Source organism: Enterococcus sp. E4-223, assembly GCF_035727065.1.
Classification (GTDB): domain Bacteria; phylum Bacillota; class Bacilli; order Lactobacillales; family Enterococcaceae; genus Enterococcus_B; species Enterococcus_B faecium.
This window is the reverse complement of the sequence record NZ_JAPMLH010000002.1, coordinates 47,158-69,751: the sequence shown is the minus strand read 5'-3', so window position 1 is coordinate 69,751 and position 22,594 is coordinate 47,158. Positions and strand designations below refer to the sequence as shown.

The following is a 22,594-nucleotide window of genomic DNA, read 5'->3' as shown; positions in this document are numbered from 1 at the left end:
ACCTTTTTATTTCTGCTTACTTTTTATTATAACAAATTAAGCAATATTTTCAACTATCGTCATGAATTTCACACGAAATTTCTCTTTACAGATAGTAACACAGCAAGAACAGATAAGTATAGGGGCAAGTCTTACATAGTTTAATTTTTTTATAATCCTTGTTACAATAGGTCTACTTTAGGGGGAATACAAATGAAACCAATCATCGGCATTGCCGGAAATCAACTGATTCGAGCAACAGATACTTTCCAAGGAAATCAAGTGAGCTATACACCGCAAGGATTCGTGGATGCAGTTTTAGATGCTCAAGGATTGCCTCTTATTCTGCCAGTCATGTCTCCAGATTCAGCTCCTCAACTGATTGGACAAATCGACAAACTCATTCTTGCAGGCGGTCAGGATGTTAGTCCGCAACTTTACATGGAAGACCCTCATCCAAAACTAACGGAAACAAATATTCAACGAGACCAATTTGAACAGGCACTGATCTTGGAAGCATTGAAACAAAGAAAACCAATTTTTGCAGTCTGCCGGGGACTCCAACTATTGAATGTCGTTTTGGAAGGTACACTTTATCAAGATCTTTCATTATATCCAAAGTGGTCAGTAAAACATGAACAACAGCCCACTGCCCCGCAATTTACGACTCACGAAGTCAAGATTGTTTCAGACAGTTTGTTAAGCAACCTTCTCCCCGATCCATATTTTGTGAATTCTTACCATCATCAGGCAGTCAAAGATCTTTCACCTTTATTAAAAGCCATCGCTTTTTCTAACGATGGACTCGTTGAAGCGGTTCAAAGCAAAGATGATATGCATAAAATCCTCGGTGTTCAATGGCATCCGGAACTTACCCACCGTGTACATCCATCTGAACAGCGCTTATTCGATTTCTTTGTGAATGAATTTTAATAGACTTTCTGAGGGGGGTGTGAAAAAGCTGTTTAGTTTCGAGTATTAAGAAAAATTTTGTGAAAATGGCTTTTCACATTTTTGCATAAATTTGGCTTAATACCGAGAAACTGGCTTTTGAACACCGTTTAAGGAAGAGGTTGTGAAATCAGTGCCTTGTCCTGAGTATTAGAGAAACAAAACGGAAAAATAGCTTCTCATATTTTACCGTTTTTTGAGCTAATATCGAGGGTCAGCTGATTGAACACCGTTTATACCAAGAGGTCGTGAGCCTGCCGTTCAACTCTGAGTCACAAGGAGCAATTTCAAAAAACAGCTTTTCATGTTTGTTTGATATTATGACTTGTGACCGAGGAGTTGGCAGAAGAACACCGTTTATCCGGAAAAAGAGACTGCAACACGACTTTTGTCTCAGTCTCCAGTCTATGGAACAATGTTCACTGGAATTTTTCTCAATCGTCCTTTCGATAGTCCAACAGTCTTTTGAGCTGGGTAATCTGCTGCTGCAGTTCCATTCCTTTTGTTGTATCACGATTGAGTTTGCGTGGTAGCTGCTGTTCGATTACTTTTTTCACATTCGTTTGGTCAGATTTTCTTGCAAATTGTTGTTCAATAGGCAAAAACGGATAATGTGTCACGATTTGGAAACCATAAGAATTGCATAATAGTGAATAACCGGCAATTCCTGTCGTTTTTTGATAAGCTTTGGATAAACCTCCGTCAATGACAAATACTTTTCCATTTGCTTTGATCGGTGACTCCCCTTTTTTTACTTTTACTGGCGTGTGCCCATTAATGATTGCTGACCCTTCTTCTTTTGTGTCGAATTCTGCTAAAATTTTTTCACTGAACCACTCTTCATCTCGCAAGTGATAATAAGGGTTGCTTTTCTCGATGTGCGTATGAGGCTCTGTGAGAAAATAACGTTCAAAAGTCGCCATTTTACTCTTACCGAATAAAGGCGAAAATGGCCCACTCCACGCATACCAAATCAAATCGGTTGCTAAATCTTCTTTTGCAGTCAGATCTTTTGCGCTTTCAGTTATCTGTTTTTCAAAAAAGCCCAGCAGTTCTTTTCCGCGATAAGATTGGTCTAATTCAAATGCTAAGAGCTGTCCCTTCTCGTCTACAGGTATACAGCCATGAAACAGCACATGCTGATTGTTCGTGAGATACATTCCCCCTTTTTCGATCAAAAACGTCATATGTTTTTGCATTCTCAAAGAGTGCTGGAATGAATACATCAAACTATCAATCACTTTTTGTTCCTCTTCCAAGAATTTTTTTGGATCATCTGGCTGGATCGTTTGAAAACAAGTTCCTTTCAACTCATAGAGCTGACCTTCTAAATCAATCGTTGATGCTTCATAGTCGATTTTTTCCAGCAATTTACGATCGTCCATTTTAAATTCAGGTCGACGATCCAATAACTGATGTTCTGATTTGAATTGAAGGATAGAAAGTGCCTGATGGATTTTTTCTAATTCTTCTTGCTCTCTTTCGGATAGATTTTTACTGTTTTTAGGCGCAAATACTGGATTCTTCTGATAAGTTTGATGAGCAAAAGAAAACAATGGACGTAAATTCAACCCATATTCTTTCTCTAATTCAAATAAATAATTATAGCGTGCTGCAATCCGTAAAAGTGTCAGTAAACATGCCTCAGAGCCGCAATACGCACCAATCCACAAAATATCATGATTTCCCCATTGGATATCTACAGAAGAAAAATCCATGATTCGATCCATCACTTTGGCTGCTTGAGTTCCTCGGTCAAAAATATCTCCAACGATATGCAAATGATCGATGACAGATTTTTGGATCGTCTGTGCAAGTTTCGTTAAAAATTTTTCTTCTTCCTTCATCAAAATAAGTTGTTCAATGATTTTTTTTACATAGTCTTTTTTTCCATTGATACGGTCATCGATATACAAGAGTTCCTCAATGATATAGCTATATTCTTTCGGCAATCCTTTTCGAACTTTTGACCGGGTATATTTGACTGTCGTAAACCGTAAAAGATCGATCAAATGATGGATCAGCTGCGATTTATCTTGTTCTTTGTACCAATCAGTCGTTAATGCATATTCTGGATAAGCCGTAAAAATAGTGAATTGGCTGATATCCGTTTCCGTCATTTGCTCAGAAAAAAGGTCTTTGATCTTTTCTTTAAGATTTCCTGAACCGATACGCAGAATATGATCAAAAGCAGGAAATTCGCCATGTATATCACTCAAAAATAACTCTGTTCCTTTTGGAAGCTGCAAAATTGCTTCGAGATTGATGATTTCCGTGATGACATCTTCCGTTGAGGGGAATTTTTCTGAAAGTAAATCTAAATAACGGTCCATTAAAACGCCTCCAAAAATTGGTATACTCAATATTATAAAGTTGTTATACACTATTTTCAATGAATATATATCCAATATAGTAAAATAAATAAAATAGGTCTATACAAAAAGAAGCTGGGAACAATAGATGTCCAGCTTCCTTCTATATTTTAGGATTGTTTTATGCTTTTTTTCGTTCATTCCTCATAATTGAAATCGATTGTTTCAATGAACTCCATAATCCGCCTTCGCTATAAACGAGTACATTCGATTTGTACATGTTTGCAGACAAGATCATCAATAAGAATGTTACGGCTACAAGTACCAACAAGGAAATCAATGCTCCGCCCATACCGACTGTCTCATTTGCTAAGCGAACCGGCATAATATATGAAGATAAGAATGGAATATACGAAGTGATCCGAATAACGATATTGTTTGGATCTGAAGCTCCTAGTATCAATCCAAGCATGTATCCGCCTAGAGATAGATAAGTCACTGGCAAAATTGCTTTTGCTGTATCTTCTGCTTTGTTGACCAAAGAGCCACATAAAGCTGCTAAAACAGAAAAAATCAAAATGCCAAAGATCATGAATAGAAGAGAATACCACAAGAATGGTCCAATCAAGTTATCCAATGAGATACCGTCTAATATATTTTTGACCATTTCCATATCTTTGAATTGACTGTATCCTATACCAAAAATAATACCGTATAATGCCATTTGCGTTAATGCAACAAGTAAAACACCTGTTAATTTTCCGTAAAAATGCTTTTGTGCAGTCGTACTGGACAGGATCACTTCCATGATCCGCGTGCCTTTTTCAGAAGCGATCTCTTGTGCAATGATCTGCGCATACGTCAAAATAATAATGAACAAGACAATCGTTGCTACATAACTTACGACATATTGGACTGTCGAGTTATCTTCTCCGACTGTCATTTTTCCTTTTGAATCAAAATTGACTTTTTGTCGAGTCAAACTTGCTTGTTGGCTCAAGCTAGCTACTTCTTCTGGTGAAATGCCTAATTGACTCGCTCGAAGCATCGATTGCAAGCCAGTCAGTTGTTGTTGTATCAGTAGTTGTGTACTTTGTCCTAATGAATTTTCGCTATAAAGCATCCCATTTATCTTATCATTCTCAGTTGAGACTACTAAATACGCATCGATTTTTTCTTCCGAAAGCTCTTTTTGTGCTTTTTCTTCAGAATCAACTGCTTTGAACTCAAAATCATCTGTTTTGACTTGGCTCATTTGCTGACTGATTTGCTCATTATCAGCCAATACGCCGATTTTATTGACATCACTATTTTGTTGAGCAAAGTTTCCTGCTACATAAATGATACCCAGCATGATAAAAGGGACTAATATCATGATCAAGAAAGAAATCGACTTAACATTTTTTAAATAGACATCTTTGGTAATAATCCAAAACTTACGCATCGATTTCACCTGCTTTCAATTTGAAAATCTCTTCCAAAGTTGGCGGTTGCTGGTTAAACATAGGAATGTAGCCGAACTGAGTCGCACGAGTAAAGATTTCTTTCCCAGCTTCAGGATCTTCTAAGGTAATCTCTAATGTATTGTCTTCATGAAGGATCACTTTTTTCACGCCTTCGATTTCTTCTACTTCCTGTTGGCTTAAACCAGATTCCAAGAATAACTTCGTACGGCCAAATGATTCACGAATCTCATGTACTTTTCCATTCAAAACCATTTTTCCGTTTCGCAACATGATCAAATGATCGCAGATTTTTTCTACATTATCCATATTGTGGCTAGAAAAAATGACACATGAACCATGTTTTTTCAATTCCAATATTCCATCTTTTAGCAATTCAGCATTTACCGGATCTAACCCGCTGAATGGCTCATCCAAAATGATCAATTTAGGTTCATGGATTAACGTGGCGATCAGCTGGACTTTTTGCTGATTTCCTTTAGACAAAGATTTTACTTTATCCGTCTTTTTCCCTTTTACCTGAAATTTTTCCATCCAAAAATCGATTTTTGGTTCAATCTCTTTTCTTGATTTCCCTCTAAGTTCTGCAAAATAAAGCAGTTGGTCTTGAATCGTTACTTTCGGATAAAGTCCCCGTTCCTCCGGAAGATAACCGATGACATCATAATCTTTCTCCCCAAGATGATGGCCATTCCATAACACTTCTCCTTGGTCTTGTGTCAAAAAATCCAAGATCAAACGAAAAGTCGTTGTCTTCCCAGCCCCGTTTTGGCCAATTAGCCCCATGATTTTTCCATCGGGGATTTGGAAAGAGACATGATCGACAGCTGTGTAGTTCCCAAAAGTTTTAACAAGATCCTTGACTTCTAACATTTCTTCACTCCTTCTTCAAGAAATCACATATATCCTTAGACACCAGACGTAAGCGATTTATTATTTACCAACAAAACGTAAACGCTCTTTTTGTTGTACATAAAATGATAGGACACTTTACTTTCTTTGTAAAGTGCCCTTTCCTCATTCCTGATGTAATTTATCAAATACGTTTTGTGCGACATTTTTCGGCAGTCCGATTTCTTGTAATTCTTCTGTCGTGGCTGCTGTGATATTTTTCAACGATTTGAACTCTTTAAGCAGCATTTTTTTTCGTTTTGGTCCTAACCCTTCAATTTCATCTAATCGGGAAGCAAAACTGTTTTTACTGCGTAGCTGCCGATGGAAAGTGATTGCGAATCGATGGACTTCATCTTGGATTCGCTGGAGTAAGAAAAACTCTGGTGAATTTCGCTCAAGCGGTATTACAGCCAAATCTGTACCGAATAGCAACTCATTTGTTTTATGTTTATCGTTTTTTGCCATGCCAGCAATAGGAATATCGATTCCTAATTGATTTTCTAAGACATCTTTTGCCACATCTACTTGTCCTTTTCCTCCATCGATCAAGATCAAATCAGGTAAAGGCAACCCTTCGCGAATCACTCGCGAATATCTGCGATAGATGACTTCTCTCATTGATGCATAATCATCCGGTCCGTTGACTGTTTTTATTTTATATTTCCGATATTCTTTTCTTGCCGGTTTTCCATCAATGAATACGACCATCGCAGCCACAGGATTCGTCCCCATGATATTAGAGTTATCAAAAGACTCGATACGTATTGGGGTCGGGATATTCATCGCGTTTCCTAAACGTTCAACTGCTCCGATCGTCCGTTCCTGTTTTCTGGCAATCAGATCAAACCGTTCATTCAAAGCAACTGAGGCATTCTTATTCGCCAATTCAACTAATTTTTTCTTTTCTCCTCGTTTTGGTTGCAGCACTTTCGTAGCTAATAAAGCTTCTACACTTGGCTTGTCGATCGTATCAGGAATCAAGACTTCTTTAGGAATGAAATGCTCATTTTCCTGATAAAACTGACCGATGTAAGTCAAGAAATCTTCTTCTGCTTCGTTATAGAAAGGAAACATTGAAACATCTCGTTCAATTAGCTTTCCTTGTCTTACGAAAAACACTTGGACACACATCCATCCTTTGTCAATCGCATAACCAAATACATCTCGATCCAGTAAATCAGTATTTGTCATTTTTTGGCGAGTCATGATTGTCTCAATGGCACGGATCTGGTCTCGGTACTCTGCAGCTTTTTCAAACTCCATATTTTCAGCAGCTTTTTCCATTTTCTGATGGATCTCTGACTCGATTTTTTCGTGTCCTCCGTTTAAAAAGTTTTTCACTTCATCAACGATTTTCGTATAGACTTTCGGATCTACGTCGAAATAATAAGGACACAGACATTGTCCCAAATGATAGTAAAGACAAGGCTCCTTCGTCTGACTAGGTTTGCATTTTCTCAGAGGAAATAATCGATCGAGGATCTTCTTTGTCTCATTCGCCGCACCGACATCAGGATATGGTCCAAAATACAGTGCTTTGTCTTTTAGTACCTTACGAGTAATCACCAAACGGGGATATTTTTCATTCGTTATCTTAAGGAAAGGATAGGTTTTATCATCCTTTAACATAATGTTGTATTTAGGATCATTTTTCTTTATCAGATTGATCTCTAAGAGCAATGCTTCGATATTCGATTCTGTAACGATGTATTCAAAGTCTTCGATTTCACTAACAAGCCGTTCCGTTTTCGTATTATGGCTGCCAGTAAAATATGAGCGGACACGATTTTTTAATATTTTGGCTTTGCCGACATAAATGATCGTTCCATTTTTATCTTTCATCAAGTAACAGCCGGGCTGATCAGGAAGTAAAGCTAATTTGTTTTTGATTCGTTCGTTCATCTGGTACTCCCCTTCATATTCAATTAAAGTTATTATAGCATGTCTGTCAAAAAAACAATCCAGCCTGACAACGTAATTATACTCAAAAAATATTAATTTGAATAACCTTAACTCAACCGCAAAAAAACCGAGGACGGAACTGGATTCAGTCCCACCCTCAGCTTATTTTTGCTGTAAGTTTTTATAAATATTGATCGATCATTTGACGTAGTTGTTCTTTTGAATGAACACCAACAGCTTTTTCTACTACTTGACCATCTTTTTTCAACATTAATGTTGGAATGCTCATGATACCGAATTGTTGAGGAGTTTCTGGATTTTCATCCACATCCATTTTAGCAATTCTGAATTCTTCTTCATCATATTCTTGTTCCAACTGATCCAAAATCGGTGCTTGCATACGACATGGACCACACCAAGTTGCCCAAAAATCAATCAATACAAGTCCTTTATCTGTTTCTTCATTAAATGTCTTATCTGTAATTACTTGTGACATATCAAAGACCTCCATTTTTAAAATCTATGACTAGTATAGCATTTCTATACTTGGATAGCGAACCATCTGCTTACCTTTAGTAAGCTTTACTTAAATTTAACAATTGTCGCACCATTTCCGCCTTGGTTTGCCGGTGCAAACTCAAAGCTTTTGACGCTCCGATGGTTTTTAAGATAATCAGTAATTCCCTTGCGAAGTGCGCCTGTTCCTTTTCCGTGGACAATAGTCACTTGAGGATAACCAGCTAGAATGGCAGAATCCAAATATTGATCTACCTCACTTAGCGCTTCTTCGTATCGTTTTCCTCGAAGGTCCAATTGATTCGGCACGTGACTACTAGATTCAGATCGTACAGCATGGATAACTCGTTGTGTCGGCTCTTTTTGAGGAGCAACAGGCGTCAGCTCGTCTTCGGACACATTCATTTTTAATATACCGATTTCTACTTGCCACTGATTCCCGTTTTTACGTAAAAGCGTCCCTCTTTGACCGTAAGTCGTAACCAACACTTCGTCTCCCGGTTTCAACGTTTTTTGTTCTTTCGCCTTCTTCAATACTTTATTTTTCTTCAAAGTTTCTTCTTGATGTAGATTTGCTAATTGGGTCTTTGCATCGATCAACTGATGCTCTTTCACATTTCCTTGCCCAATCTGCTGTTGCATTTTACGAATATCAGCAATGATTTTTTCTGCTTTTTCTTCCGCCTCTGACACGACTTCGTTTGCTTTTTTCTTTGCTTTTTCCATTTCTTTTTCACGTTCTTCAAAGAAATAGCTGTAAGCTTCTTTCAAATCATCGTGAAGTTCTTGTGCCTCAGAAACAAAATGACGCATTTCCAGATATTCGGTCTCTGCCATTTTCCGGCGATTCTCTAAATCTGTGATCATTTCGTTTAAATCTTGGCTCTCATCATTCATCAACTGCTTCGCTTCATCAATAACTTCTGTATCAAGACCTAATCGGCTAGAGATTTCAAACGCATTGCTTCGTCCAGGAACGCCAATCAGCAAACGATACGTTGGACTTAGTGTATCCACATCGAACTCCATGCTGGCATTAATCGTATTTGCCCGATTGTATCCATAAACTTTCAATTCAGGATAATGCGTTGTTGCCATCACATAAGCAGACTTTTTACCAAGATCATCTAAGATTGCGATTGCTAGAGCAGCACCTTCTTGCGGATCTGTTCCTGCACCGAGCTCGTCAAATAATACCAGACTTTTTTCATTGACTTTTGATAAAATATCTACAGTGTTCGTCATATGAGAAGAAAAGGTCGATAGACTTTGCTCAATCGACTGTTCGTCTCCTATATCCGCAAATACTTCCTCAAAAATACCGATTTGACTTTCTTCACCTGCAGGAATCGGTAATCCTGCTTGCCCCATCAGTTGTAACAGACCTAAAGTCTTCAACGTGATCGTTTTCCCGCCTGTGTTAGGTCCTGTAATGACGATGGCTTGATAGTCTTTTCCGATTGTGATGTCATTAGAAACTACTTTTTCCTGATCGATCAGTGGATGTCTTGCTTGTTTCAAGACGACATGATTGTCTTCACTGATTCCCGGCACGATAGCTTTTACTTCTTTACCAAATCGTGCTTTTGCATTCATCAGATCCATTTTACCAATCACATAAGCATTGTGGATGATTTCTTGACGATGGGGAACAAGTTCAGCAGAAAGTTCACTTAAAATACGTTGAATCTCATTTCGTTCAGCGATTTGGTATTGACGCAAACGATTATTCAAATCCACCACTTGTTTTGGTTCAATAAATAAAGTCTGTCCTGAAGCACTTTGATCGTGGACTACACCGCCAAATACACCGCGGTATTCTTGTTTGACTGGGATAACGTAGCGGTCATTTCGCATGGTGATGATCGCATCACTTAAATACTTTGCATTTTTCCCACGGACGATCCCATCTAACTGTTCACGAACAGCTTGTTCACTTCGCCGAATGTTCTGTCTTATGCTCTTTAACTCAGGAGAAGCGTCATCAGTCACGCGTCCGTCTTCATCGATTGCTTCCTTTAAACGGCGGCTCAAAACAGGGATCGTGACTAACTGATCTGCCCACATATACAAACGTGCAAATTCGATTTCACTGTCAGAAAGATCATCAATGAAACGATTCAATTCGCTTGTCGTAGACAATACTCTGGAAACTTGTGCAAGCTCCACTCCATTCAAGTCTGCTCCGATCTCGATCCGTTTCATATGGGGACGGATATTTTCAAGTTTAGGTATAGGGATCCCGCCTCGCAGACGTTGCACTTTCAATCCATCCTCAGTTTCTTGAAGCCAGTTTGTGATCGTTTGTTTCTCACTCACTGGTACCAATTCTGCCAGTTCTTCTTTTCCTTGTGCAGTCACTACAAATTGTCTGACCATCTGTTTGACTTTTTCAAATTCCAATGTTTCAAGGATTCGGTTATTCATTTTATCACCTTATCTTTCACTATGAAAAAAGAGCTGTGCCGGACATACGCTACGCAGCCTTCTTAAATAAACTACTCTGTACAAAAAACGAAATATTTTCCAGCACTATTTTCCTTAATTCAAAATATTCGTTACCCAAAGCTCATACATCTTGTGGGTAAGAAATGGCGTTCTCTCAACGATAAAACGAGCGAAACTATGCTCGCCGAATTGATTTTGGACCACATCTAATGGAACAAAGGCAAGTAACTGCAAAATCAAAAATATAGTAACGTAAGCCATGATTAGTGACAGGATGCCTCCTGCAATCCAGTCTACCTGTCTCAAGATCGGCACATACGTCAATCCATGGACAAAAACCCCCACAAATCGGGTAAGCAGCCAGCCAATTAGCAAAATAATCAGAAAAGCAGTTCCTGCATAAAAAGCTTCATCTAGGTGAAAGGCAAATACCTGATCAAAAAATGCTAACTTTGATGTTGGGGTGACAGCTGGGTATGGAATGTATAATTCCAAATGACTTGCTAATGGTTTGTAAAAATGCTGGGCAGCAATAAATGACAATACATATCCAATCGCGAATATGATTTGCAAAGCAAACCCGCGACGTGCTCCAGAAAAAAACGCAATTAGCAATAAAAATAAAATTAGCAAACTCAGCATGCTACGTTCCTTTCTCTTCTAACTTTTTTAAATTTTTCTTATTTTGATAAAAGGATCTTAATTAGAAGATTTTTGTTTAATTTGTCCTTTTCGTTTCTCGTTTAAAATCTGTTGTGCTTCCACATGATTTTTAATGGTATGATCTGCTTGACCATTTTCTTTCAATACTTCCCGAGCTTCGTTCTCGATTGCTTCAATGCGTTTCACACGATTTTCAAGCTCTGTAAATTTGATCATTTTTTTCTTTAATTCTGCTGTTTCTTCTTCCAGCTCCAAGATTCTTTCTTGTTTCTTCAATTGATCCGAAAGCGCATTGACAGCCATCAAGATTGCTGCTTGTTCATTATCCATTTGTGGTGATAATTGTTTCAATTCTGCTAACTGTTCATTAATCAGCTTCGTTACGATATCCATATGATGCTTGGTTTCCCGTCCGATAATAGTATATGTTTGGTTGGCAATAACCGCTTTGTAGCGTGTTTTTTCGTGCGCCATACGAATCATTTCCTCCTATTTGATGAAAGTTTTATTTAGTGTACCATGAAGTTGGTTCTTTCACCGTTCTCCACAAATATTTTTCACATACTTAACTATTATATGATAAACTTTAAAAAAATGCTATGTCTCGCAATCTCTTAGAAAACGAAAAGTCGTGAGTTGCGGTATAGTTTTATGTATAAAAACGAGGAGAATTTTATGAGCAACGTCATTATCAAAGCAACAAACGACCAACTTAGTCAAATGAAAGCATACTATCGCTCTTATTTGTTAAATAAACAGATTCCTTATACTAGCTTTGCTGCAAAAAAAGACGGGACGACCATTACCGCTTATACATCCGGAAAAGTGATGTTTCAAGGTACGAATGCAGCAATAGAAGCTGATAAATGGGGGGAGGCACAGGATAAACAAGCCAAGCCAGCAAAAACAGCCTCTTCTTTGCCAAAAAATATCAGTCAATTATCCGTTTTAGGTAGTGATGAGGTCGGAAATGGCAGCTATTTCGGTCCGCTAACAGTATGTGCTGCTTATGTGAAACGTGATCAGCTTGCAGAATTACGTAAACTTGGTGTTAGAGATTCAAAAGAGTTAAAAGATAGCCAAATCATCCAGCTTGCTGACATCTTAAAAAAAACCATCCCCTATAAACTGCTTGTCTTATCTCCAGAAAAATACAATGAGATCCAACCAAAATACAATGCCGTTCGGATGAAAGTCGCTTTGCACAATCAAGCGATCCATTTGCTGCTAAAAAAAATCGAGCCAGAAAAACCAGAAGCGATTTTGATCGATCAGTTTACGCCGGAAGCAAATTTTAAAAAATATGCGCGTTTAGAAAAAAATCAATTACAAGAAAAACTGTACTTCGTTACTAAAGGAGAACAATATCATTTAGCTGTTGCTGCTGCTTCTATCATCAGTCGTGCCAGCTTTTTGGAAGAGTTAGACAAAGCATCAGCTGAAGCTGGAATCACCCTTCCGTCAGGAGCTGGAACGAAATCTGACCAAGTAGCGGCAAAACTATTGGAGAAAGGCGGCATGCCTATGCTTGAAAAATATGCCAAACTTCATTTTGCCAATACAGAAAAAGCTTTGAAGCTACTAAAAAAATAATGGAACTGTGACAAAAGTCATGTCACAGTCCCTTGTTCCGAATAAACGGTGTTCTCATGCCAACTCCTCGGTCACAAGTCACAATAGTCATCAAACATGAGAAGCTGTTTTTTGAAATTGCTCCTTGTGACGCGGAGTTAAACGGCAGGCTCACAACCTCTTCCTTAAACGGTGTTCAAAAGCTTGCATCTGCGATAATAAGCCCGGCCAAACGAAAAATATGAGGAGCTATTTTTGTTTGGCTGGGCTTATTTATTACTGAAAATAAGTGGTCAATGCTTGTGTCAAACTTGCAGCAATCTGCTGCTGATAACTGTCTGTTACTAATTCCTTTAAATCACTATCATTATTCATATAACCCATCTCGATTAAAATAGAAGGTTGAAGATTTTCTCGAAGAACTTGATAGTTCCCAGTGGAGATTCCTCTTGAATCCAGAGGCAGATCAGTGAAGGAGTCAGCAATTGTCTGTGCTAATGTTTCCTCTTGTCCATAGTAATAATATGTCGTGATTCCAGTTGCTTCATTCGCATATTCCGTAGAGTCTGCGTGTAAACTGATAAAGACATCTGCCTTTTTTTCTTCACTGTAGTCGCATATATCTCCAAGCTGTACTAATTCATCTGTAGTATGGGTCAAATAAACCGTTGCTCCAGCATCCTCTAGCGCCTTTTTTACTTTTATGGCTGTACTTAATGTTATATCTTTTTCTTCTGTTTGTTCATCATTGCTTAATGCCCCAGTATCATTTCCGCCATGCCCAGGATCTAATACAATCACTGCATCAGATAGCTCTTCCGGTTTTGTTTGTATATTCTTTGTGACTTTGGTTCCATCTTCGAGGGCTAAATATCCAGTATAGCCATCATTTGTCTTGATCTGATAAGCATTTTTTGTTTCAGAAAGAAACTCCGCCAGCTCTCCGCCGTTTATAGTTGCAAGTGGGGTAGTTAGCGAGTCATCTGTATATAGTGTACGGTCATTTTTTCCGATTTTGATTAATGTCTCTTGTTCTGTGTCATCAGATGATTCCTTTGTCTTTGTAACCGTACTGTTCGTACTGCTGACCGTTTGTCCAACTATCTTTTTTTGACCAAAAACATCTATTTGAAAACAGATAATAATGATAATGATTGCAAATACAAAAGCTCCAATTATTTTTTTCATTCTTGACTCTCACCTCGTAGATCCAGACTAAGGGCCAAAACTTAAAATCAGCTTAAGTACGCAAAAAAGGGGCTGTAAAAGATATAACCGTAGAAAATAACATTACTGCTAAAATGATTTTTTTCATTTTTGGCATATCCTGAAATCTCCTTTTGACTATTCGTGGTGATTCATCTACCCAATAAATAGTTTCCTTCATTCTACAAACAATTAATTTCTTCGTTATTAAATTAAAACACTTCCTGGAACACCGACATAATAAATAAAAATATACCCTGATAATCATGAGAGAATAACAAATTTGTATTTATGAAAAACTACCTATATAAAAAAGCAAGATATAACGATCTTCGTCATATCTTGCTTCTTCACCTAACTATTTTTCTCCCTATATAACAGCTTTACGCTTCTCCTAATACACCATTCAAATATAAATCGATCAATTGCGCCACATTTAGCGGTTCTTCCACAGGTCTTTTCGACCGGGTGATGTAAGGTGCTAACACTAAGAAAAAATGCCTTGCTGCGATTTCTTTTGAAATCCCATTTCTTAGCACAGATTGGTTTGCTGAAAAGATTTCTTCAAAAGGTTCACGATAATTTTTCTTCCATAGAAAGAAAAGATGATCTCTTGTTTCCTTTGAAAGATTGCTTTCAAGATCGTGAAGCATCAGAAACAAATCGACCAGATGTGTCTCAATCAAAAACTGCGCCATTTTTGTCAAGGTCACTTGAAATCCCGTTTCGCTTGTTTGAACGATTTCTCTCAAAGCTTTTCCAACATCTTTTAAGTGGTTTTCTAAAACTGCCGTATATAGTTTTTCTTTATCACCGAAATAATGATAGAGATTGGGCTGGGTGATCCCAACTTTTTGTGCGATCTCTCTTGTTGAAGTGCCGAGATATCCCTTGGACATAAACAAGTCAGTCGCTTCTTTCAAAATTTTTTGCTGTGTATCTTTATTGTATCGATGGATCATTTTTCCACCTGCTTTTTGGTTATTCTTTTTCTTTCAATACACCATCTTCCATCATAAATATTCTATCGCATTTGTCAATCAGCCGTGTATCGTGAGTAACCATGATCGTTGCTTTATTTTTGTCTTTTGATTCTTTTGCCAAGATATCGACTACTTCTCGTGCCTTTTCTGAATCCAAACTAGCAGTTGGTTCATCTGCTAGAATAATGGACGGATCATTGTACAATGCACGAGCGATTGCGACCCTTTGCCGTTCTCCACCAGATAGTTCTTCTGGATACTTGTTGATCAACTTATCCACGCCAAGCTGCTCAAATAATTCGTTTGCTTCTTTTTGACGATGTTCATGTTTGATCTTATCTACTAATAATAACTGCTTTTTTACTGTCAGAAAAGGAACCAGATTGGAAGCTTGCAAAATAAAGCCAATTTCTTTAAAACGTAGTTTAACGCGTTCACTTTCTTTTTGATTACTGAATTCTTGATCATTGATAAATACAGAGCCACTGCTAGGCGTCTGCAATCCGCCTGCCAAAGTCAAAAAAGTACTTTTACCTGAACCAGAAGGACCGATGATTGCAACAAATTCCCCTTTATCGATACTCATGGTTGTTTCTTTCAATGCTTTAACTACTTGGTCGCCATCTTGGAAACTTTTTTCTACTTCTTTAAATTCTATTGCTTTCATGCTCTTCCTCCTTCTTATCCAATTGCCTTCAACGGATCGATTTTTACGATTGTCCGAACAGAAAATAGTGCGCCTAACACAGCTACTACTAACATCAACAAGCTAATGACGCCAAAAAACAGCCAATTGCTTTGGAATGGAACCGCATCAGGTAGAACAAGGGATGTTCCCACTGTTCCTAATAGACCAAGAAGAATACCAACAAATGATAAAATAAATGTTTGTGCCACTACAGAACGCGCAATAAATCCTCCTGTGATCCCTTGTGCTTTCATTACACCAAAGATATTAATCTTTTGCATCGTCAGTACATAAATGAAAATCCCGATCACAATAGCCGCAATAACGATCAAAAATCCGATCATAAATCCAAAAGTCAATACTTGCGCATTATATCCAGGTAATTCATTGATGAATTTAGAAATTTTGATCTGTTCTAAATCTTCAGGTAAATTACTGATTTTACCTCTGACAACTATTGCGTTAATCCGTGCATTTTCACTTGTATCTTCTTTTTCGAAGCGGATCTCTTGGTAAGCATTGATGGTTGTATAGAGAACTGGTGAGACATTGAATTTGGCATGATCCGTAAAGCCAGTTAGTTTAAACGTCTTGTCACTACCAGATAACTTAACTGTATCTCCTACGGCTAGACCATATTCTTCTTTCAAACTAATATCGCCTACTGCCTCATCATCGTTATCAAAAGCTTTTCCTTCAACAAGATTGGGCATGATGAATTGATTTTTATCGATACCGAAGAAGCTAACATTGATTTTTCCTTCTTCTGTACTGTCTTTACTAGTCACGACTCCAGGTGTCTGGGCAAGATACGCCACTTTCCCACCTTCGACTTCTTCTGCTATCTTCTTAGTAATCATGGACATCCCTAGATTTGAATTTGCATCTTTCGAAAGCACAATCGAATCTGCCTCCCACTTGTCGACTGCTGTTCGATTATCTTGAGCTAAGCCATAAGCTAACCCAGTCAAAAAAAATACCAGGTAGGCAATCAAAAACATCACCCCTGCAACTAACGCATAACGTAACTTTGAATGCATAATTTCATTTAATGCTAAAAACATTTAACTCCTCCTCCTGAAATAATCATTTTATACAACAATTTTATCACTTGATAAATTTTTGGCGAATATTAAGCTCAAAAAATTCTTCCGCTATTTCATTATATGAATTTTTTTATTCTCGATTGATTAATATTTATTATATCCCCACACAATAAAAGACCGTGATGTTTCTCACAGTCTTTTATCTACTCTATTGCTATTTGCTCTTTTAGCTAGTACTTTAAAAGCTAACTCATTAAGGTAGTGAAAACGAGGGGTATATTCAGACAGAAATCCAAAATCCTCAACTGCTAACTGTGGAATCGTAGTTTTGTGTTTCACGATATCCGCAAGCAGGTTCAAATCTGATAATAAGAATTCTTGGCTTATCAGCTGTCCGCCAATTATTTCTAATGTATCCGGATGGTAGATCAGCTTTGCATTTACTGTTTTATTTTCTTCATCGTATTGTGGAAATAGATCAAATTCTCCTGAACACGAACCGGTATTTTGTTCCAAGAATGGCGCTTCATCTTCTGTCAGCCCTACAGTTCCTAAAAAGTAGTCTATAATGACTGCTGCTGTTATCTTTTGTCTGAGGTCGTAAGCGGTTGGCTGACCACTCAAAGTTAGCGCTACTGCTCTTGCCATATGTACAGCTCGAGTAACTAAAGGTAAAAAGAGATGCCGTTTATTTTTGTCAAAACTGACTGGGACGATATCTCCAATCGCATAGATGTCCGGATCACTTGTCTGCAGATATTCATTGACTATCACAGTCTCATCCTCATACAAAGCCACTTTTTCTTTTAACAATGTCGTATTAGGACGAGTTTGGGCAGAAAAAATGACCATATCTGCCTTTATTGTTTGAGACAGAAGTTGTACGGATACTACTTTCTCTTCTGATTTTTTCCAATCGATCAAGAATTCATTTGGATAAAAATTTATTTGCTTAGTTTGCAGCTGATTTTGAAAACTGTTGATCATATCCTTATCGAAATATCTTGATAAAACATTCGGCATATAATCAACTAGATGAATAATGTATCCTTTATTTCTCAAAGCATCTGCTAATTCCAATCCAATGTAACCAGCATCGAAGATCACTACTTCTTTTGCTTCTTTTAAAGCGGCAAGTACTTGCTTAGATTGCACTAGATTTTTATAGGTGTAGACATTTTCAGCTTCAATTTGTTTATACAAGGTGACAGGAGAGGAACCTGTCGCTACGATTAATTTATCATAGGTTATGGTCTCGTTTTTTCCTTCTTTGGATGCGAGGATGAGCTGATGTTTGTCTGGATCAAGTTCAGTTACTCTCCATTCGGTGATCAGTTTTGCCCCACTTTCTTGAAGAGTCCGCATGTTATGGGCAACTTCAGCTAAACTACGTATCTTTCCTTTTAAATAAAGGTTGATTCCATTTGAAACATAGCCTAGTCCATCTTTATGATCTTCATCGATCAGTAAAACTTCTGCTTTCGGTTGAAGTTTTCTTAGATTTAGGGCAGCTGTGATGCCTGCATGGGAAGCACCAATGATCACGATTTTCATGTTTTATTCATCCTTAAATTCAATTTTTCTAAATAACATTCTTTTAAAAATTGGTTCAAATAGGGGAAATCATAATTATATTCGTTGCTAGTGAATACAAAAACTTTAGCGGACTTCTGTGACGGGTACTCTTTCAATTGGCTAGTCAAAATGATATCATACTGCTTTTCTTTCTCGTATTCGACTAAATCATATTTGATCGTATTCAGCAATTGTTCCTGGATGATTTCTTTCACGATATCCGCCATTAGCCTTTCATAAGGAAGATCATAAGCAATTTGCAGACGTAATTCTAACTGCTTGATCAGCGTCCGTAAAATAGATGCATAGCGAGCAAATAATTCAAAGCGGGCATTTTCCTCGTCTACTTCAGTAAAATCAACAATAGCAAATGTTTGTCTGACCAATCTTTCACATAAAACCAGGAATTGTTTATCTTCTACTTCAGTTAACCGCTGTTTTAATCCTTCTTGGCCAAAAATATTCATCCATCCTCTAAAATAGGCAAAATGAGCGTGGTTTTGCATCACTGTCAACGCAATCTTTTGCGAAATCTCTTCTGGAAAAACATAAAAAGAGAAATATTCTTCTATCGATTGTTTAAACGTTCGATTCAATTGAGCTACTACGTCGTCTTTGTATTTTTCGCTTATCAAAAACTCCTGGACATGCGAGTTATGTGTATCTAATGTAAAGTTACTGATCATGAAAAGATAAAAAACCAACGTTTCATTTTGATTCCAAGGAAAGGCATATTGAAAGAAGTAACGGGTCAAAAATGTATGGAGGTCCAATAAAAATTGTGTCGTTTGAAACAATCCAACAGGAAGATTGCTATAATCTGGTTTGGATTTTTTCGTACAGCGCATTCGCTTCTTCATAATGGAAAGCCATATTTCAAATTTCAATCGTCCTTCTTCTGTAATAGCAAAACTAAACTCTTTTTGCAGCAGATCTAAAAAAGTGTTTCCTGATAAATCACTGTATTCTTTTTTGTTTTCAAGATAGGGACGTCCAAACCAAAATAATTGGAAATAAAAATAACGAATTTGACTTTCTGGACCGGTCAGCCGCCCGCTTTTTATTTTCAGATGAAACTCATTTAAAGAATCATTTAATTCCTTCACTCTGCGAGACAAAGTAGCCGAACTGATATTAAGTTCCATGACAAGTTTCTGCCGATCAAATGAGCCATTTTCCAACAGATAAAGAAGTATCTGATATTTTGTAGAATAGCGCAAGTAGCAATGATAATAAACATCGACTGCTGCTATATTTCCATGTCTGATTAATAAAATATTCCCTTCTTGGATAACAATTTCCAATTGTTTGATATTTTCCAAGTTAGCTTGTAAATAAAACAGATCTTCTTTCAAGGTAGCCCGATCAACTGATAAGCGGGTAAGTACGTTATTAACGGAAACCTCTCCTTTTTCCTCTAATAAAAGTTGGAAAAGTTTGATTTGCCGTTGTTCATTTTTTTCAAGCAAACTGAAAAGTTCCAAGTCCACTCCTCCAAGCATTTCTGATTTTAACAGCAGAAGTTTCCTTCTCATCCTTGAAAAAGAGGATCTGTGACAGTTATCACAGATCCATACAAATTCTAATCACTTAGCTGGTTGGCCCAGCTGTCAGTTCCCATGTGACCATGCCTTGATACGTTGCGCCAGGTTGAGCATTCGTACTGCTATTTACCTCTAAGAGTAAACCATCGGTATCGGGAAAGTCAACGAGAACCTCTCCTTTAGCTGTTCCATCACTCTCATAAATCAACGTGTTTTGACCTTGCTGAATCAATTGCTTTAATCCAGAATGATTGAAGTATAATTTTGTTCCGCTTAATTCTTGACCTTGATCATTCTTAAATAAAGAAGTCAATGTACCTGTCAGTTGCCAAGGAGATGTGCTTGGAAGCCGAGTATCCCGTACATCAAAAGAAAAATCGCCTTTTGCTTCATAATAACTTGTCTTCAACGGTTTGGGGAGATCGTTACCAAATGTAAAATCATCTGGTACATTAACTAATGTTAATTCTTGTTTGGGGACAAGAATTGTTTTAGCAGATGTTTGGACAACTGGGTTAGGAAGCTTAGCACCATCTGCTAATGTAATATTGCTGGAAAGTACAGCTGCCTTTGTCAGTATGCTGACGGATTGTACAGAAGTATCTACAGTATTTAATTGATAGTTGTAAGTAAAATGAATGGTATCTCCTATTTTGCTCAATAGATCTGCTGGGACAGAAACTCCTTGTTGAATGCCGGTATCTGCGATAGTTGTACCATTTAATTTTAAGGAACCATTGATATAAGTAGTATTTTCAGGAAGTGAGATCGTGATTTTTTTGTCGGTTATCGCATCCCCAGATTTTGTTAACGTGAATGTCACATTTTCTTGAATCGTATCTCCTGATAGAGCAGACAGGGGATCTCCTGTCTCAGGTTGTCTGCTAAGGTTTTTTAGCTGACTATCTGCACTCACAGATGGAAAATTAGCCACTGTTATTTGAGGAAGAGTGGTGATTCCAGCTTGTTCAGACTGCCATTTGTACGCAAAAGACGGATACATGTTAGTAAGTACATCGTCCACCAAGCGATAATCAAAATAATATTGCCCTGAAGCCAATGCAGGTAGTGTAGAAGTAGCTGTATTTACACCCCCGTTATTTGATTGGATCGTTTGGAAAAGTTGATCTGTCCATCCTGTCGCTAATTTTTGGGTTCCTTTCGAATAAAGCCTGTAATGGATCGAATCCTTTTTTAGTTCAGTTGCTGACCAATTGGCCGTGACTTGGTACGATGCAGAAGAAAGGAGCTTTCCCCACTGACTATCGGCTGTTAAGTTTGTTGGTAAAACCGTTCCGTCTAGCTTGTACTGCTCCAATACCTTTAAAGCAACAGGAGAAAGCAATCCGCCTTGCGCATCTTTCCCACTGTACACGATATTGGCTGTCTGATTCAATCCACTTGTGCTTGCTGGAGTATGAGTCAGTATTGCTCCTTGTGTAACGTTTTTTCCTGTAAAATAGTTGACTACGCGATCAAAGCGACTAAATGGCAACTGATCAAAACGTCCTTCAGTCAGCCCCATCGTCAATGTCCGACTATTGGTAGAGCCTGGAAGGTTCTGGTTATTTCCATCCACGTATTCTGTGGTATCAGCAAATGTATTATATTTTCCTGTTGAATCACTTGGTGAGATGTAACTATTCCACGTATTTATCTCTGCACTTGCAGAAAATGCATATGCTCCTGGATTCAAGTTTCCGCCAGTTAATTTAGGATAAAATCTACCTGCAGCTGGAGCTAAAATCGAATTGAACATACGATCTTGGATAATATTATTCGAATCATAAAAATCAACAGAAAAAACGGCCTTTTTCGAAACAGAAGGCTGTAATCTGCCTTTTGTCAAAACTTTGTTTGGGCTCGTATCATATTTATCTCCGTTTTCTGTCATCTTCGCTACATTAGCTGTAACATCAAATTGAAGCGGGATATCGTCCACGTTGAATTCGCCTCGCGTAATAATAGCAATAATATCTGCCAATAGAGTATTTGTATCCCACGACCCCATCCCAAAACGCAAGGTATGGCTTCCTGCTGATAATAAACTTCCGCTAGTAACCTTGATGGGGGCACCGGCAATATACAAGTAGGCGTTGTTCCAGTCAATTGCTTTTAATACATCACTGCTTGATACATGTTCCGGCAAATTGATGATCGCCACAAACGCAAATCCTTGTGCAGTGATATTCACCAAATCAAGTACATTTGTTAGTTTCACATGGCTTTCCCAATGAAAACGGACCGTGCCACCTTTCCAAGGATCATTTGAACCATCGTTCAAATAAGTAGCAGTCAATTTAGGCAATTGATTAGCCCCAGTTAGTTGGACAAGCTTCCCGCCATTGACTGCACTACGTCCACCATTTGGAGGTACGATATTTTCATACGTGTATGGATCATAAGAAATGGCAGGAGGCGTTGCTCCAACAGCTTCTGCCGAAGGTGAAAAGGTAAATATACTTAAAACAAAAAACGAAGTAAAAAAGAAGGAGCAAAAAAATGAAAATTTATTTTGTAGCAACATGTTCATCCTCCTTTTCCTTTCTTCTCCATAACAACAACCACGCAAGAAGCCATAATTCTATACCAATGATCAAATAAAGAAAACGGATCTTTTGTTCATTCGTCTCCGGGAATACGCCATGTTGATTAGATTCTTTATAAATCGGTAGCTGTGTCTGCTGTTTTGATGCGCCATTGACTGAACCACTTGGATGCGGAACTGGACTTAGATCATAAAATGTAATCGTACCTGAACTTTTGGTATCTGCTTGGACTGGCTCTTGCCAGCTGAAGAACAGCAAACTTGCAATAATCCCTCCCAATAAGATCGATGTTTTCAACGAAAT

Annotated in this window: 18 protein-coding genes and 1 other annotated feature (1 of these 19 cut by a window edge); of the genes, 2 read left to right on the top strand and 16 right to left on the bottom strand. The window is 37.9% G+C overall.

Annotation, left to right across the window (positions count from 1 at the left end; translation table 11 throughout):
• Positions 1 to 3: a sequence feature (sodium ion sensor (DUF1646 type); this cis-regulatory element may regulate processes involved in with the transportation of sodium ions), on the bottom strand; it reaches 45 nt to the left of the window's first position.
• 189 nt (positions 4 to 192) lie between these two features.
• A complete protein-coding gene (locus tag OS139_RS03050; RefSeq protein WP_002300438.1) occupies positions 193 to 912 on the top strand; it encodes a gamma-glutamyl-gamma-aminobutyrate hydrolase family protein in 720 nt (239 codons plus the stop codon).
• Positions 913 to 1,364: 452 nt separating this feature from the next.
• Here the strand turns inward: OS139_RS03050 and OS139_RS03045 are convergent, their stop codons facing one another.
• From OS139_RS03045 to zapA, 8 genes are all read right to left on the bottom strand, one after another.
• On the bottom strand, positions 1,365 to 3,263 hold the full coding sequence (locus tag OS139_RS03045) for a fructose-bisphosphatase class III (RefSeq protein WP_002331577.1): 1,899 nt from the start codon (positions 3,261 to 3,263) through the stop codon (positions 1,365 to 1,367).
• Between the two features lie 160 nt (positions 3,264 to 3,423).
• The gene (locus tag OS139_RS03040; RefSeq protein WP_002296456.1) at positions 3,424 to 4,686 is read right to left on the bottom strand and encodes an ABC transporter permease; all 1,263 of its coding nucleotides are present in this window, start codon (positions 4,684 to 4,686) and stop codon (positions 3,424 to 3,426) included.
• Positions 4,679 to 5,578, bottom strand: coding sequence for an ABC transporter ATP-binding protein (locus OS139_RS03035; RefSeq protein ID WP_002295091.1), 900 nt, complete (start codon positions 5,576 to 5,578; stop codon positions 4,679 to 4,681). Before OS139_RS03035 ends, OS139_RS03040 begins: the two co-directional genes overlap by 8 nt.
• A gap of 144 nt (positions 5,579 to 5,722) precedes the next feature.
• On the bottom strand, positions 5,723 to 7,501 hold the full coding sequence (gene uvrC, locus OS139_RS03030; protein ID WP_002306170.1) for an excinuclease ABC subunit UvrC: 1,779 nt from the start codon (positions 7,499 to 7,501) through the stop codon (positions 5,723 to 5,725).
• A 181-nt stretch (positions 7,502 to 7,682) separates the two neighbouring features.
• A complete protein-coding gene (trxA, locus tag OS139_RS03025; RefSeq protein ID WP_002290803.1) occupies positions 7,683 to 7,997 on the bottom strand; it encodes a thioredoxin in 315 nt (104 codons plus the stop codon).
• Positions 7,998 to 8,083: 86 nt separating this feature from the next.
• The gene (locus OS139_RS03020; protein ID WP_002296458.1) at positions 8,084 to 10,444 is read right to left on the bottom strand and encodes an endonuclease MutS2; all 2,361 of its coding nucleotides are present in this window, start codon (positions 10,442 to 10,444) and stop codon (positions 8,084 to 8,086) included.
• Positions 10,445 to 10,558: 114 nt separating this feature from the next.
• Complete coding sequence (locus tag OS139_RS03015) at positions 10,559 to 11,107, bottom strand: CvpA family protein (RefSeq protein WP_002331579.1); 549 nt, start codon at positions 11,105 to 11,107, stop codon at positions 10,559 to 10,561.
• A gap of 57 nt (positions 11,108 to 11,164) precedes the next feature.
• Entirely contained in the window at positions 11,165 to 11,602 is a 438-nt protein-coding gene (zapA, locus tag OS139_RS03010) for a cell division protein ZapA (RefSeq protein ID WP_002295087.1), read from the bottom strand.
• Positions 11,603 to 11,803: 201 nt separating this feature from the next.
• Between zapA and rnhC the strand changes: the two genes are divergently transcribed.
• The gene (gene rnhC / locus OS139_RS03005) at positions 11,804 to 12,721 is read left to right on the top strand and encodes a ribonuclease HIII (protein ID WP_002295085.1); all 918 of its coding nucleotides are present in this window, start codon (positions 11,804 to 11,806) and stop codon (positions 12,719 to 12,721) included.
• Between the two features lie 255 nt (positions 12,722 to 12,976).
• Here rnhC and OS139_RS03000 read toward each other — a convergent pair whose 3' ends face one another.
• From OS139_RS03000 to OS139_RS02965, 8 genes are all read right to left on the bottom strand, one after another.
• Positions 12,977 to 13,888 (bottom strand): N-acetylmuramoyl-L-alanine amidase family protein, encoded by a 912-nt coding sequence (locus tag OS139_RS03000; RefSeq protein ID WP_002331580.1) that lies wholly within the window; start codon positions 13,886 to 13,888, stop codon positions 12,977 to 12,979.
• Between the two features lie 401 nt (positions 13,889 to 14,289).
• Entirely contained in the window at positions 14,290 to 14,868 is a 579-nt protein-coding gene (locus OS139_RS02995; RefSeq protein WP_002306167.1) for a TetR/AcrR family transcriptional regulator, read from the bottom strand.
• A 19-nt stretch (positions 14,869 to 14,887) separates the two neighbouring features.
• Positions 14,888 to 15,556 (bottom strand): ABC transporter ATP-binding protein, encoded by a 669-nt coding sequence (locus OS139_RS02990; protein ID WP_002295078.1) that lies wholly within the window; start codon positions 15,554 to 15,556, stop codon positions 14,888 to 14,890.
• A gap of 14 nt (positions 15,557 to 15,570) precedes the next feature.
• Positions 15,571 to 16,641: an ABC transporter permease gene (locus tag OS139_RS02985; RefSeq protein WP_002296464.1), complete on the bottom strand. Its 1,071-nt coding sequence runs from the start codon at positions 16,639 to 16,641 to the stop codon at positions 15,571 to 15,573.
• A 171-nt stretch (positions 16,642 to 16,812) separates the two neighbouring features.
• Positions 16,813 to 18,177 (bottom strand): NAD(P)/FAD-dependent oxidoreductase, encoded by a 1,365-nt coding sequence (locus tag OS139_RS02980; protein ID WP_325066793.1) that lies wholly within the window; start codon positions 18,175 to 18,177, stop codon positions 16,813 to 16,815.
• Positions 18,174 to 19,733 (bottom strand): helix-turn-helix domain-containing protein, encoded by a 1,560-nt coding sequence (locus OS139_RS02975; protein WP_016925810.1) that lies wholly within the window; start codon positions 19,731 to 19,733, stop codon positions 18,174 to 18,176. The genes OS139_RS02980 and OS139_RS02975 overlap by 4 nt, the downstream gene beginning before the upstream one ends.
• A 55-nt stretch (positions 19,734 to 19,788) precedes the next feature.
• Entirely contained in the window at positions 19,789 to 22,269 is a 2,481-nt protein-coding gene (locus OS139_RS02970) for a hypothetical protein (protein ID WP_325066792.1), read from the bottom strand.
• Positions 22,253 to 22,588, bottom strand: coding sequence for a hypothetical protein (locus OS139_RS02965; protein WP_002306162.1), 336 nt, complete (start codon positions 22,586 to 22,588; stop codon positions 22,253 to 22,255). The genes OS139_RS02970 and OS139_RS02965 overlap by 17 nt, the downstream gene beginning before the upstream one ends.
• Positions 22,589 to 22,594: the final 6 nt, after the last annotated feature.